Genomic DNA, 13208 nt, shown 5'->3' with positions numbered 1-13208 from the left:
ATAATCCAAAGATTTCTCCTCTACGGTCGAAATGACGATGAATGTTAACACAAAAAGATTGTAACGGAAAACGGGATTGAAATTGCGATAGAATGCTGACCTTGTTTTTCTAAAGATTATTAACAAAATAGAACATATAAGTGAAGGTTTAAAACAAACTGTTCATAACCGTAACATTTTTAACCGGCCAGCATCTTATATTTACTAACTAAAACAAACATCGTAAAATGCTAAGCGTAAAAAATATTGTGAAACAATATGCAACGCACCGTGCCTTAGACCAAGTTAGCTTGGAAGTAGAAAGAGGTAAAATATTTGGTCTTTTAGGACCTAATGGTGCTGGCAAAACTTCTTTAATTAGAATTATTACTCAGATTACTGCACCAGATAGTGGCGAAGTTCTTTTTAATGGCGAACGGTTAAATGCCGAACACATTTCTCAAATTGGGTATTTGCCCGAAGAACGTGGTTTGTACAAGAAAATGGAGATTGGCGAACAGGTTTTATACTTATCTAAATTAAAAGGTTTAAGCACTGCTGAAGCTACCAAACGCATTAAATATTGGTTCGAAAAGCTAGAGATGGCGGGCTGGTGGAGTAAAAAAGTAGAAGATTTGAGTAAAGGTATGCAGCAGAAAGTACAATTTGTAGCTACCATTTTGCATCAACCTGAGTTGATTATTTTAGATGAACCTTTCTCTGGCTTTGACCCTGTTAATGCTGATATTATTAAAAATGAAATTTTAGAATTGAACAAACAGGGAGCTACTTTTATATTTTCTACGCATAGAATGGAAAGTGTAGAGGAACTTTGTGATCATATTGCATTGATTGATAGATCTAAGAAGATTTTAGATGGTAGTGTGGATGAAATTAAAGGTACTTATCGGAATAATACGTACTGGATTGAATATGAAGGCGAGTATAATGTAGTAAGTGCTAAAGGAATATTTGACGTGTTACAAACTGAAAATGTTAAGGGAAAAACTTTAATTAAAGTGCAATTGCAGCAAGATAAAACTGCTAATGAGGTGCTTAGTTTATTGTTACCTTATGTTGCTATTCATCGATTAGATGAGGTGATACCAACCATGAACGATATTTTTATTGACAAAGTTAAAAGACAAGATTATGAATAAGATTTTACTAATTATACGCAGGGAATATTTATCGAGAGTGAAGAAAAAATCGTTCATTATTATGACTTTTTTAACTCCACTTTTAATTGCCGGAATTTATGGCTTAATTGGTTACTTCACTTATAAAGGCATAAAAGATACACATGATAAAATAGCTGTAGTTAGTACTAATAAAACGCTAACGGAAAAATTGGTCACAGATAAAAACATTGAATACGATTATGTAAACAAGGATTTGGATGAGATGAAGAAATCGCTAAAAAAATCTGATTATGATTACGTGTTGTATTTACCTGAGTTTGATTTAAAAGCGCCAAAGGGCATTGAGTTGTTTGGTGCAAAAACAGGCTGGTTTATCCTTAAATAGTAGAATTTCTGGGGATATTGAAGAGTTGATTCGCAACCAAAAATTGAAAGAATCTGGTATCGCACAAAGTGATTTGGATCAGTTGAAAACATCTGTTGATATTGAAACTAAAAAGATTGCTGAAACTGGAAAAGAAGAATCAAGTAGCGCTGGAGCAAGTACGATTATTGCGTTTATAGCTGGGATATTAATGTTTATGTTCATTATGCTGTACGGCATACAGGTAATGCGTGGAGTTATTGAAGAAAAAACAAGCAGAATTATTGAGGTCATGATTTCTTCTGTAAAGCCTTTTCAGTTAATGATGGGCAAAATTATTGGTATTGCTTTAGTAGGTTTAACGCAGTTTATTTTATGGATTGTTCTAACGCTTACCATTAGTACGGTTGCTGTAACTGTTTTAGTAGATAAAGCTGATGTTAAAAAAATAGCCGCATCTGCACAAAGTGGAAGTCAGGTAACAACGGGAACACAAGTAGTATCGCCAGCACAAGGTCCTATGATGGATATTCAGAAGAGCTTAGCAGGACTTGATTTTAGTAAAATTGTTTCGGTATTTATCTTTTTCTTTATTGGTGGATATTTGTTTTACAGTGCTTTATATGCCGCTATTGGTTCTGCGGTTGATAGTGAAACGGAAACCCAACAGTTTATGATGCCTGTGATGATGCCATTATTATTGGGTTATGCTTTATCGTTAAGTGTGGTTACCAATGATCCTTATGGGAATGTTGCCTTTTGGCTTTCGATGATACCATTTACCTCTCCTATTGCCATGGTTGTACGCTTACCGTATGGTGTTCCAAATTGGGAACTTGCTTTATCTATGGTGATTTTAGTAGTTGGCTTTGTAGGAACGGTTTGGATTGCAAGCAGAATTTATAGAGTTGGTATTTTAATGTACGGGAAGAAAACTACGTTTAAAGAAATGTTTAAATGGTTTACGTATAAAAACTAGCATTTTTTATCTAGTTTTTATACGGAGCATCTGTGCCGTTAAGATCTAATATGCAAAAAGCAATCATTGTTGGTGCAACTTCTGGCATTGGAAAGTCGTTAGCTCTACTATTAGCAGATAATGGATATAAAGTTGGTATAATTGGTCGTAGAGAAAACCTACTTGCCGAACTGCATACTGAAAAGCCTAACACCTTTTATAGTTTAGCGTTTGATGTTACAGCTAATGGTTTAGAAGAAAATCTACAGATTTTAACTAAACAATTAGACGGGTTAGACCTATTAATTTTTAGTGCTGGAATTGGGGAGTTAAATAAAGATCTAAACATAGATTTAGAATTGCCTACCATTGATGTGAATGTGAAAGCGTTTAATAAAGTTGTTATTTGGGCTTTTCATTATTTCGAAAAGCAAAAAACTGGACAAATTGCTGTCATTAGTTCTATTGCAGGTTTAAGAGGCGGTGGCATTGCTCCAGCTTACAATGCCAGTAAAGCTTATCAAATTAATTACCTAGAAGGATTAAGGCAAAAAGTAAGAAAACAAAAATTAGCTATCTCAATAACTGATGCAAGACCAGGTTTTGTAGATACTGCAATGGCAAAAGCTGAAGAAAAATTTTGGATGGCAACCCCTGAAAAAGCAGCTTTACAAATATTTAATGCAATTAAAACCAAAAAGAACGTTATCTATATAACTAAGCGTTGGCGAATTATAGCTTGGTTTTTAAAATTGATGCCCAGTTATTTATATGAAAGAATATAATATGAAGTTAGCTGTAATAGATTTAGGAACTAATACTTTTCATTTAATAATTGCAGAACAGCATGCAAACGAACTTCATGTAATTTATAAAACCAATCAGCCAGTAAAATTAGGCGAAAATATTACTACCAATAATTTAATAATTCCTACTGCATTTAAACGTGGTATAACATGTTTGAAAGAATTTAGAGCAGAGCTGGATAAACATGAAGTTGATGTTATTAAAGCAACGGCTACTTCTGGTGTTCGAAGTGCGAAAAATGGATTAGAATTTGTTGAGGCTGCAAAAAAACAAGCTCATATTGAAATTGATATTATTGATGGTGATGAGGAAGCACAATATATTTACGAAGGTGTAAAATGGAGTGGAGCTATTAAAGGCAAATCTTTGATTATGGATATTGGTGGAGGTAGTACTGAATTTATTTTATGTGATGAGGAGACGTTAGTTTGGAAAAAGAGTTATAACATTGGTGCAGCAAGATTGATGCAACGTTTCTTTAAATCTGACCCGATTAATGAAGCTGATCAGCAATCAATAATAGAACATTTAGATGAGGAATTAAAAGCGCTTAAAATAATTTGTGCTGCTTATAAACCTAAAACACTCATTGGTTCAGCCGGTGCATTTGAAACCTTTGCAGGTATGATTTCACCTAAGATTGATATTGCTAAAATAAGTACGACGAACATTTCCTTACCTGCGTATACTGAATTAGCTAATACTTTAATTAAGGCTAATCACGATGAACGTACAAACATGAAAGGGTTAATTCCGCTTCGTGTAGATATGATTGTTATGGCGAGTTTGTTAACGAATTATATTTTAGAAGAGCTGGATATTAAAAAGATAAAACTTTCCACCTATGATTTAAAAATGGGTGTTTTACAGAGTTTAAAATTTTAGGAAAAATTATCCCAAATCGCTTAACGCTTGATATAATTTTTCTGTTGGCAACCCCATCACATTGGTATAAGAGCCTTCTATACGTGTTACTATAACCAATCCCCACCAATCTTGTACACCATAAGAACCAGCTTTATCGTAAGGTTTGTAAGTATCAATATAGAAATCGATTTCTTCATCACTTACTTCTTTGCAATGTACTTTGGTTAAATCATAAAATGATACTAGTTTATGATTTTTAATTAAGGTTACTCCAGTATACACCTCGTGTGTACGACCAGATAATTTGCGCAACATTTCTTGTGCATGTGGTTTATCGCTTGGTTTACCTAAAATTTCACCATCTAAAGCTACAATGGTATCAGCAGTAATTACAATTTTATGTTCAGCGTTTCCAAATGCTTTCGCTTTTTGTTCGGAAATATATACAGCAACTTGTGCAGGGCTTAATCCTTTAGGATAGCTTTCGTCTACTTCTTTCAACTCGATAGTGAATTCTAAGCCAATCAATTTCATTAATTCTTGACGACGTGGTGATTTTGAGGCTAAAATTATAGGATGCTGTTGTTGGTACATGTGGTATAAATTTGTGCTAAAATAACAAAAGCGACTATAAGTCGCTTTCGTTATTTATAAAATGTGATGGTTTAATTATTGACCACCGCCACCTTGTTGGCGTTCTTTCATCATTTTTTCTCTTGCTGCTTTAACTTCATCTTGCCAAGTTTTGTAGGCTTTTTTCTGATCATCGTTTAAAATAGCATTTACTTTAGTGTCAAGATCGGATTGCATTTTTTGCATTTTAGCCATCATCGCATCTCTATCGCCACCACCAGCCATCATCTCTTCACGCATTTTTTTCTGAGTTTCTGCAGCCTCAGTATAAACTGCTGTTGCTTTCGTTTTTTGATCATCAGTTAATTTAACTTTCTCATCTAATTGTTTCACTCTGTCTTCTGGAGCCATCATACGACGACCTTGACCACCTTGACCACCTTGTTGTGCATTTGCTGCGAATGCTAATCCTGCTACAAGCACTAATGATAATACTAATTTTTTCATGTTGTTTTTGTTTTACGTGTTTTGAGATCTCATGTTTAAGCATAAAAATCCCTTGGTTCTTTATGTTTTTGTATTTCTTAGAACGTAAAAGTATTAGAAAGTTTAATTGATTGTCAGCAAATAATTGTAACAATCTTAAACACTTAGGAGACAATGAAATAAATTTTTATTTACTCGAATCAGCAGCAGATGGATGAAGGTCGAACCAGTTTTGTTGTACTTTTAATACCTTTTCAATTACATCTCTAACTGCAGCTTCCCCTCCTTTTTTTGGAGAGATATAATGTGAGATTTTTTTAATCTCATCTATAGCATCAAGTGGACATGTAGCAATGCCTACTAACTTCATTACATAGTAGTCGGGCATATCATCGCCCATATATAAAACCTGCGAAGGTGAAATATTTTTTTCTTTTAGATAAGTTTCAAAAACCTCAACCTTGTCAACTACTTTTAAGAAAACATCAGGCAATCCTAAATTTTCAAAACGTTTTGTTGTTGCAGCACCACCACTTCCTGATATAATACAAATGTTATATCCTTTCTTTAATGCCAATTGCAGGGCATAACCATCTTTAATATTAAAAGTGCGCAAAAGATCTCCAGATTCTGATGCAATAACAGTTCCATCGGTTAAAACACCGTCTACATCGAAAATAAAAGTGGTGATATTTTTTAGGTTTTCTAGGAACATTGTAGTTAACTAATCTTGATTATCTCTCCATTCGTAAACCCAAGCAGATTGAATTTGCTCTAAATGTCCTTCATTACTTTCTTCACGAGTACCTTTAAAATTAGGTAGCGCAAGTACCCAATCTAACAGTTCTGTAAATCTAATACGGTATATTTTAGCCTCGTTAAATTCATCACCAAACTTTTCGTACAGTTCTTGAGCTATATCTTCGTGGTCATTCCAGTAAATCGGTAATGCAAATTTATCGTTGTTCATACTACTATTGTAAAGTTCTAAAAGTTGATCCCGATAACTATCGGGAGTTATAAAATTTTCGACTAAAAGCCTTTAGACTGTTACTAAAGACTTTAGACTTAACTTAATGTCCTAAAAATTCTGATTGATCTGGTATAGTTACTTCGATATCGCCATCTAAAACTATACATTGGCAAGCTAAACGCGAAGTAATTCTCGGTCTTACCGCTCTATCAATAAAATCTTCTTCTTTATCTGATATTTCCTGAATATTGTCCATGCCCTTGTTCACATAAATATGACATGTACTGCATCCACAAACGCCACCACAATTGTGCTGTAGTTCTATCCCATTATCCAAGCAAATGTCTAAAACATCTTCGCCAGCTGCAATGGGTAGTTCTATTGGCGTTTTGCCTTGTTCTTCAAAATTTATCTTTAATTTAAAAATACTCATAATTAGTTGCAAAAGTAAGGAGCTAAAACCGCAATTGTGCAATTATCTGGTTTTTTTAATGCTCTCACTTACTATTTTATATATTTCTAATAATTGTGGTTGTTGTAACAACAATTCTTCGTGCTTTTTTAACGTTTGTTCATCATTTCTAATTGCCGGACCGGTTTGCACAGTTAATGGCAAAGACTGTTGAACTTTTGCCGCAGTTTCGGTAATTAATGGTCTTAAAATATCAAATTCCAATTGATGCGCTGTTAAAACTTCTTCTGCTAATGCATAAAAATGATTAGTAAAATTACATGCAAATACTGCTGCTAAATGCAAAATTTTACGTTTTTCACTATCAATTTCCACCACACGGTTACTCAATTGGTTTGCCAGCTTTTTTAAAAGCTGTAAAGTAATGTCATTGTTTGCTTCTATACAAAGTGGAACAGTTGAAAAGCTTAATTCCTTATCCTTTGAGAAAGTTTGTAGTGGATAAAATACGCCGTAGTTTGCGCTACCACTTAAAACATCAATATTAACACTGCCAGATGTATGTGCAATTACACCTTTAAAATCAATTAACTGTTGAGCTATTTCTGCAATCGCATCATCTTTAACTGAAATTAAACAGATATCAGCAGTTTTATCAAGCACTGCTAAGTTTTCAATCGCAGTTGCATGTACTTGATCTGCTAACAGTTTTGCATTTGCATAATGATAAGACCAGACTTGTGCTATTTGCACATTTGCCGCAAGCAATGCTTTAGCCAAATGTGTAGCAACATTTCCAGCTCCTACAATTACAACTTTCATTTTAATTCGCTTTCAGTTCTTTCTTTCTTCTAAAAATAGAGATTAAGAAACCGATTACCATTACAATTGTCCCTATCCAATATAAGTTGATGTATGGAAATTCGATAGATTTGAACACCAACCAATCTTTTGCTTGTTGTGGCTTTTCGTAAATCTGCACTTCAAACTTTCCTTGCTCCGGTATTATTTTGGTAAATCTAATTCTCAATCCTAATTCTTCAATTTTTCTAGCAAAATCGAATGTGTTATTTCCTTTTACTAAAAATAAAGGTTCGGTTTTATAAATTTTACCGCTCACATTAATTTCTAACGGTAAGCCAACAGCTAAATCACCAGCATCAATTTTTAAATCTCTAACTACAGGTTTATTGTTGATTGGTTTTACCGTTAACACACCGCTGCTTACATGAATGGTATCGCCAACGCTTAAGTTTACAATTCTAGGTGCTTTATAATTTTCTTCTTCAGAATGACCTTCGTGATCACTATGTTCTTCCTCTTTTACAGCAGCACTAGTAATGTGTGTGTAAATATCAGATGTTACATAATGTTTAGTATCTGGAGAGGCAATTAGACCCATTTTTCCGTTTTCTTGGATACTAGGATTTACTTCAAAATCTTCTTTAACTTTTCCACTTTGTGCATCAATTACTTTAAAATTAAGTTTGTAATATGTATTTGGTGCAATAGTGGTATCACTGATATAGGTAACTGTATATTTGCCCATTTTCTTAGGCTCATTTTTATACAGCATAATATTTTCTCCAGGTTTAGCGGCTTTTTCGAAATCCTTAACAGGGATAAAGTTAGTTTCATTTATAGAAATTGGATTACTCGTTGCAGCTGCCACTAGGGCCCCTAATAATAAGATAGCAAAACCAATGTGTGCTACTGCAGAACCAACTAATTTGCTTCCTTTTCCAGCAAATGCTGTAGATAATAATCTGGCATTAGATAGCACTGCAAAAATACAACTGAACGTTAGGAAGATATACATCAAATTAGTATAAACACCGGTTAACCATGCAAAACCGCCAGTTAAAACCAGTGCAAAAACGATTGATGAGATTAAACTGCTATAAAACTTACGTGGATCTGTTCTTTTGTATTTCAAAAATTGAGAGAAGCCAGAAATCAAGGTAATTAATATGGCAAATGGCGCTTGCCATTGATTGTAAAACCTAATTGCATCTTTAATTGGTGCATAGTTTGTACCAAATGCTTTGTTAAATACTGGTACCGAAGTGGCGAAAATAATATGAATACAAGATACTGTAAGTACTAAAGCGCCAATAAACATCCAAAACTCACGAGAATAAGTTTCTTCATCTTTATGGGTGATTGGTAATTCACTCCACCTTGTGGCTACAAAATAAATTGCAATGATTAAAAAGATTACGTTATAGGCAATCAAATGACCGAACATCCCTAAATCGGTAAATGCATGTACTGAAGTATCTCCCAAAATACCGCTTCTGGTCAGGAAAGATGCATATAGTACTAAAAGGAAACTAATTAATACCAAAGCCATAGCAGTGAAGTAAGCATGACCAGTATTTTTGTATGCGATAATTACGTGTAATCCGCCAATTAAGGTTAACCAAGGAATTATCGAAGCATTTTCTACTGGATCCCAAGCCCAAAAACCACCAAAGTTTAGTGCTTCATATGCCCAGAATGAACCCATAATAATACCAGTACCTAAAATCATTACTGCAAATAAAACCCAAGGCAATACAGGTTTAACGAATTCTTTGTAACGTCTTGTCCATAAAGCAGCTATGCCATAGGCAAAAGGAACTACCATACTTGCAAAACCTAAAAACAATGTTGGTGGATGTATCACCATCCAATAGTTTTGTAATAATGGATTTAAACCTTTACCATCGGTGATAAACTTTAAATAATTTCTAAAATTTTCTGGATCTGCAAAAATCACAGGTGCAAATGATTTTAAGTCATCCGCTTCTCTTAACAGAATAAATGGAGAACTACCAATACGTTGCCCGAAAATCTCAACCCCTAATAACATAGAAGTTAAGAATACTTGAGAAAATGCGACTACAGTCATTACACCGTTTTCCCAGGTTTTTGCTCTCCAAATTAAAATGGTACCTAAAACAGATTGCCAAAATGCCCAAAGCCAAAAACTTCCTTCCTGACCTTCCCAAAAAGCAGAAACAATATAATATACGGGAAGTGTTTTTGAGGAGTGGTGATAAACGTAATAATACTCGAAATAATGATTTAAAATAAGGAAAAACAAGGTTACCCCAATACCAATAACACTTGCAAAATTAATTAAGAAACCAATTCGACCCAGTTTAACCCAAGATTTATCTTCTAAATTTTTGTTTTTTACCGCGAAGAAATAAGCGATAGTTGATAGTAGCGATGCAGCAAACGCTAGAACAATAAAAAACTGTCCAATTTTACCTGGAAGGAGGTTTTCTCCTATAAATTGTATATCCATTAAGGTTTCTTGTATTGTTTTACTTGACCGTCTTGATTTATTTCAACCAAATTATCATTGTATTTAGAAGGGCATTTCATTAATATTTTGGTTGCATAAAAGGTATCATTTTCCATTTTACCAATTAGAACCAATTTCTCAGAACGTTCAAAATCTTGTGGTTTAGTGCCATTTAGCACCACCTTTTTCACTTTGCCTTTTTCATCTTTCATGTAAAAAGCGAAATGGTTTGGATCTTTAAGTGCATCGTATTGTGTGCCTTTGCTTTTTTCCCAATGTCCCATTACATGTTCTTCTTTATTGGAAGAAGCAGCTTCTGTAAAATTAGAATAGGTATCAGTATCTGCATTTAGACTTACTAGAAAGCCAATACAAATGGCAATTGTAATTAAACCGATAATAGCACTTTTTCTCATGTGGGGTTTAAATTAAAAATCCAAGACCACAAAGATAAAAAAACTACTGTAGCAGGCTATTGGTAATATACAACGTGACAATTAATTGATATTATTAGTTAATTAGTTGGTCGGATGGTTAATTTGTTAGGTAACTTATCAAAAAAACCAAAAAACTAATAACCAAAAAACTATTTAAACTCGTCTTTTAACAAATTAGGGAAGGCTTTTCTTAGTTTTTGAATTTTGGGTCCACAGACATTTACTACGTAACCTTGATTAGGATTAAGTTTCACAAAATTTTGATGGTATTTTTCTGCCGGATAAAAAGTTGCCATTGGCTTAACTTCTGTTACAATTTGCCCTGGGTGCAATTGTGAACGATTACTTTTTAAGATAGCGGCTTCAATCTGTTTTTTCTCTTCTGGATTGCTGTAAAAAGCAATAGAACGATAACTTGTACCAATATCTGGACCTTGTCTGTTTAATTGAGTTCCATCATGCACCACAAAAAATACATCTAATAATTGAGCAAAACTGATTACTGAAGGATCATAAACAATTTGAACAGCTTCTGCATGACCTGTTGTTTCTGTATTTACATCTTCATACGTTGGATTTTTAGTTGTACCGCCAGCGTAACCGCTTGTTGTTTTAATTACCCCTTTTAATTCTGAAAAACCTTCTTGTAACCCCCAAAAACATCCGCCAGCAAAGACTGCTACTCGTTGAGTTTTTGAGATTTTTGGAACTTCTGCTTTTACTTTTTCATCTGCATTAGTACAAGAGAAAAATACGGTTACAAATAAAAGTGCGATTAGATTTTTCATGCTGATTATTTTTATACAATATACGCTTAGAAATTAAAAATAGTTTTTCTTAATTGTCATGATTAAATAATAAATGAATTGCTCTTTTAGTATAAATACCCAATAGTAGGTATATGTATTGACCTGTTTATCAAGTAACTTTAATAAATAATGCAAAACGTTCAAAAAGATATTAGTCTGGCGATTCTTTATTTTCTAATATCTCTGTTCATCAGTATTGTATTTATTAGTCAAAACGATTTGTTATATATTGATGCAAATCAAATGATCTTATCTACAAGTATTGCTGGTGCAAAATGGGGCATTCAAATAGTAGCTGCCTTAATTTTTTTAAGAAAAAAGAAATTCGAATTTATTAGAAGAATAAGTTTGGTTTGTCTTATTGGTTCTATTTCACTACTCTCCTATTATGTTATTGCATTATTTCCGCTTTCTAATTGGCAACAATTTGCATTAACGTTAATAATTTGTGTGGCTGCCATGTTGATCTTTTATTTTATTGCAGTTAAGAAAAGCCGTGTTGGGCTTCAATGGTATTTCGGATGGATGATTTGTCTTATCATCGCAATTCTCCTGCAATTAACATGTGTTTTTCATATCATCACTTAAAACTATGAACTAACTACATAAAAAAAGCCCCAATAAATCGGGGCTTTCTTATATAGAATATATTGAACTATGGCCAAATACCTAAGTTCATGTAAGAAATAGCAATTTTATCTATAGAATTTACAAAAGCTGCTGTTCTTAATGTTTTAACTTCTGGTTTGTTAATTAAAGTTTCTCTAATTTCTCTGTAAGAATGGATCATCGTATCTTCTAATCCTGAGTTTACCAATTCCATTTCAGATGCACCTTTAACAATCATTAAACGATTTTCATTCGGAATTTTCTTTCCTGTTAAGTTCTCTAATGTATTAATCAAGTTTGCATTAGAGTTTTCCGCATAACGACTTTCCATACGACCAAAAGCAACGTGAGAAAGATTTTTTAACCATTCGAAATACGAAACTGTTACACCACCTGCATTACAATACATATCTGGAATAATCATACCGCCCATTTCAGTAAAAATTTCTTCTGCTTCTGGAGTGCAGGGTCCGTTTGCACCTTCAGCAATAATTTTTGCTTTAATGTTACGAACGTTAGTTGCTGTAATTTGATTTTCTAAAGCTGCTGGAACCAAAATATCACATGGCTGCTCTAAACCTTCCATAGAATTTTTAAAGTCTGTTGCTCCAGGGAAGCCTAAAATAGAACCTGTGTTTTTACGGTGAGCAAAAACCTCATCTATATTTAAACCATTTGCATTGTAAATTGCACCTTCATATTCGGCAACACCAACTATTGTTGCGCCAAATTCTGCTAAAAATTTAGCAGAGTGGTAACCCACGTTACCTAAACCTTGTACAATTACTTTTTTATCACCTAAACCGGCTTTTAAGCCAATTTTAGCCATATCATCTGCATGTGCTACACACTCACGTACTGCATACGCTACGCCACGACCGGTTGCTTCTTTTCTACCGCGAATCCCGTGTAACGCAATTGGTTTACCAGTTACACAACCCAAAGCATCTAAAGAACCTGGGTTCATGGTCATATAAGTATCTGCAATCCAACTCATTTCACGTTCACCAGATCCATAATCAGGAGCGGGAACATCAATGCCAGGACCAATAAAATTCTTTTTAATCAACTCTGTTGTATAACGACGCGTAATTGTTTCTAACTCAGCAACAGAATAATTTTTTGGATTGATACAAATTCCGCCTTTGGCACCACCAAAAGGAACATTAACAATAGCACATTTGTAAGTCATTAAAGCAGCAAGTGCCATAACTTCGTCTTCATTAACCATATCACTATAACGGATACCGCCTTTAGTTGGACTCATGTGATGAGAATGTTCTACACGCCAAGCATCAATTACTTCAAAGCCATTACCTCTGCGAATTGGGAATTGAAAACGATATACACTGTTACATGCTTTTATTTGAGCCAATAAACCTTCTGGGTGTGAGGTAAATTGTGCGGCACTATCAAAGTTCTTACAAACATCTGTAAAAAAACTTGTTTCGTTTGCTGTATTAGCCATTTTTTGTGTTTTATAAATTTGAATTTTCT

General features: G+C 33.9%; 16 protein-coding genes. 6 read left to right on the top strand and 10 right to left on the bottom strand.

Going from position 1 to position 13208, the window contains the following annotated elements:
* Positions 1-227 precede the first annotated feature (227 nt).
* The 5 genes from ACHMWN_RS10235 to ACHMWN_RS10215 are packed head-to-tail and all read left to right on the top strand — an operon-like array spanning position 228 to position 4135.
* The gene (locus ACHMWN_RS10235) at positions 228-1139 is read left to right on the top strand and encodes an ABC transporter ATP-binding protein (RefSeq protein ID WP_397300493.1); all 912 of its coding nucleotides are present in this window, start codon (positions 228-230) and stop codon (positions 1137-1139) included.
* A complete protein-coding gene (locus tag ACHMWN_RS10230) occupies positions 1132-1506 on the top strand; it encodes an ABC transporter permease (protein ID WP_397300490.1) in 375 nt (124 codons plus the stop codon). The genes ACHMWN_RS10235 and ACHMWN_RS10230 overlap by 8 nt, the downstream gene beginning before the upstream one ends.
* Complete coding sequence (locus ACHMWN_RS10225) at positions 1475-2464, top strand: ABC transporter permease (protein WP_397303567.1); 990 nt, start codon at positions 1475-1477, stop codon at positions 2462-2464. Before ACHMWN_RS10230 ends, ACHMWN_RS10225 begins: the two co-directional genes overlap by 32 nt.
* 50 nt (positions 2465-2514) lie before the next feature.
* A complete protein-coding gene (locus ACHMWN_RS10220; RefSeq protein WP_397300487.1) occupies positions 2515-3228 on the top strand; it encodes an SDR family NAD(P)-dependent oxidoreductase in 714 nt (237 codons plus the stop codon).
* Positions 3215-4135, top strand: coding sequence for an exopolyphosphatase (locus tag ACHMWN_RS10215; protein WP_397300485.1), 921 nt, complete (start codon positions 3215-3217; stop codon positions 4133-4135). Before ACHMWN_RS10220 ends, ACHMWN_RS10215 begins: the two co-directional genes overlap by 14 nt.
* A 6-nt stretch (positions 4136-4141) precedes the next feature.
* Here the strand turns inward: ACHMWN_RS10215 and ACHMWN_RS10210 are convergent, their stop codons facing one another.
* The 9 genes from ACHMWN_RS10210 to msrA all read right to left on the bottom strand — a co-directional run bounded on the left by ACHMWN_RS10210 (position 4142) and on the right by msrA (position 11081).
* On the bottom strand, positions 4142-4711 hold the full coding sequence (locus ACHMWN_RS10210; protein WP_397300482.1) for a Maf family protein: 570 nt from the start codon (positions 4709-4711) through the stop codon (positions 4142-4144).
* Positions 4712-4786: 75 nt separating this feature from the next.
* Entirely contained in the window at positions 4787-5197 is a 411-nt protein-coding gene (locus tag ACHMWN_RS10205; protein WP_397300479.1) for a hypothetical protein, read from the bottom strand.
* A gap of 166 nt (positions 5198-5363) precedes the next feature.
* Positions 5364-5891: a KdsC family phosphatase gene (locus tag ACHMWN_RS10200; protein WP_397300476.1), complete on the bottom strand. Its 528-nt coding sequence runs from the start codon at positions 5889-5891 to the stop codon at positions 5364-5366.
* Between the two features lie 9 nt (positions 5892-5900).
* Positions 5901-6146, bottom strand: coding sequence for a Fe-S cluster assembly protein IscX (gene iscX, locus ACHMWN_RS10195; RefSeq protein ID WP_397300473.1), 246 nt, complete (start codon positions 6144-6146; stop codon positions 5901-5903).
* 103 nt (positions 6147-6249) lie between these two features.
* Positions 6250-6582 carry a 2Fe-2S iron-sulfur cluster-binding protein gene (locus ACHMWN_RS10190; RefSeq protein WP_182920938.1) on the bottom strand — a complete coding sequence of 111 codons (333 nt, stop codon included), beginning with the start codon at positions 6580-6582 and terminating at the stop codon, positions 6250-6252.
* A 42-nt stretch (positions 6583-6624) separates the two neighbouring features.
* Positions 6625-7383 (bottom strand): Rossmann-like and DUF2520 domain-containing protein, encoded by a 759-nt coding sequence (locus tag ACHMWN_RS10185; RefSeq protein WP_397300470.1) that lies wholly within the window; start codon positions 7381-7383, stop codon positions 6625-6627.
* A 1-nt stretch (position 7384) separates the two neighbouring features.
* Positions 7385-9856, bottom strand: a complete 2472-nt coding sequence (locus ACHMWN_RS10180) for a heme lyase CcmF/NrfE family subunit (RefSeq protein ID WP_397300468.1) — start codon at positions 9854-9856, stop codon at positions 7385-7387.
* A complete protein-coding gene (locus ACHMWN_RS10175; RefSeq protein WP_173268499.1) occupies positions 9856-10272 on the bottom strand; it encodes a cytochrome c maturation protein CcmE in 417 nt (138 codons plus the stop codon). Before ACHMWN_RS10175 ends, ACHMWN_RS10180 begins: the two co-directional genes overlap by 1 nt.
* A gap of 170 nt (positions 10273-10442) precedes the next feature.
* Positions 10443-11081, bottom strand: coding sequence for a peptide-methionine (S)-S-oxide reductase MsrA (msrA, locus tag ACHMWN_RS10170; RefSeq protein WP_397300465.1), 639 nt, complete (start codon positions 11079-11081; stop codon positions 10443-10445).
* Between the two features lie 150 nt (positions 11082-11231).
* On the opposite strand from msrA, the gene ACHMWN_RS10165 reads away from it, so the two are divergent.
* Complete coding sequence (locus ACHMWN_RS10165) at positions 11232-11690, top strand: hypothetical protein (RefSeq protein WP_397300462.1); 459 nt, start codon at positions 11232-11234, stop codon at positions 11688-11690.
* 67 nt (positions 11691-11757) lie between these two features.
* Here the strand turns inward: ACHMWN_RS10165 and ACHMWN_RS10160 are convergent, their stop codons facing one another.
* Positions 11758-13179, bottom strand: coding sequence for a Glu/Leu/Phe/Val dehydrogenase (locus ACHMWN_RS10160; RefSeq protein WP_397300460.1), 1422 nt, complete (start codon positions 13177-13179; stop codon positions 11758-11760).
* Between the last annotated feature and the right edge of the window lie 29 nt (positions 13180-13208).

The sequence above is a fragment of the Pedobacter sp. UC225_61 genome (genome assembly GCF_044452285.1).
GTDB lineage: Bacteria > Bacteroidota > Bacteroidia > Sphingobacteriales > Sphingobacteriaceae > Pedobacter.
This window is presented reverse-complemented; position numbering and strand designations above follow the sequence as displayed.

Excerpts from the sequence above, each read along its gene's own strand:
- ACHMWN_RS10165 (WP_397300462.1), top strand. The coding sequence starts at position 11,232 with ATGCAAAACGTTCAAAAAGATATTAGTCTGGCGATTCTTTATTTTCTA.
- ACHMWN_RS10200 (WP_397300476.1), bottom strand. The coding sequence starts at position 5,891 with ATGTTCCTAGAAAACCTAAAAAATATCACCACTTTTATTTTCGATGTA.
- ACHMWN_RS10210 (WP_397300482.1), bottom strand. The coding sequence starts at position 4,711 with ATGTACCAACAACAGCATCCTATAATTTTAGCCTCAAAATCACCACGT.
- ACHMWN_RS10220 (WP_397300487.1), top strand. The coding sequence starts at position 2,515 with ATGCAAAAAGCAATCATTGTTGGTGCAACTTCTGGCATTGGAAAGTCG.
- ACHMWN_RS10160 (WP_397300460.1), bottom strand. The coding sequence starts at position 13,179 with ATGGCTAATACAGCAAACGAAACAAGTTTTTTTACAGATGTTTGTAAG.
- iscX (WP_397300473.1), bottom strand. The coding sequence starts at position 6,146 with ATGAACAACGATAAATTTGCATTACCGATTTACTGGAATGACCACGAA.
- ACHMWN_RS10230 (WP_397300490.1), top strand. The coding sequence starts at position 1,132 with ATGAATAAGATTTTACTAATTATACGCAGGGAATATTTATCGAGAGTG.
- ACHMWN_RS10190 (WP_182920938.1), bottom strand. The coding sequence starts at position 6,582 with ATGAGTATTTTTAAATTAAAGATAAATTTTGAAGAACAAGGCAAAACG.
- ACHMWN_RS10215 (WP_397300485.1), top strand. The coding sequence starts at position 3,215 with ATGAAAGAATATAATATGAAGTTAGCTGTAATAGATTTAGGAACTAAT.
- ACHMWN_RS10235 (WP_397300493.1), top strand. The coding sequence starts at position 228 with ATGCTAAGCGTAAAAAATATTGTGAAACAATATGCAACGCACCGTGCC.
- msrA (WP_397300465.1), bottom strand. The coding sequence starts at position 11,081 with ATGAAAAATCTAATCGCACTTTTATTTGTAACCGTATTTTTCTCTTGT.
- ACHMWN_RS10175 (WP_173268499.1), bottom strand. The coding sequence starts at position 10,272 with ATGAGAAAAAGTGCTATTATCGGTTTAATTACAATTGCCATTTGTATT.
- ACHMWN_RS10205 (WP_397300479.1), bottom strand. The coding sequence starts at position 5,197 with ATGAAAAAATTAGTATTATCATTAGTGCTTGTAGCAGGATTAGCATTC.
- ACHMWN_RS10185 (WP_397300470.1), bottom strand. The coding sequence starts at position 7,383 with ATGAAAGTTGTAATTGTAGGAGCTGGAAATGTTGCTACACATTTGGCT.
- ACHMWN_RS10180 (WP_397300468.1), bottom strand. The coding sequence starts at position 9,856 with ATGGATATACAATTTATAGGAGAAAACCTCCTTCCAGGTAAAATTGGA.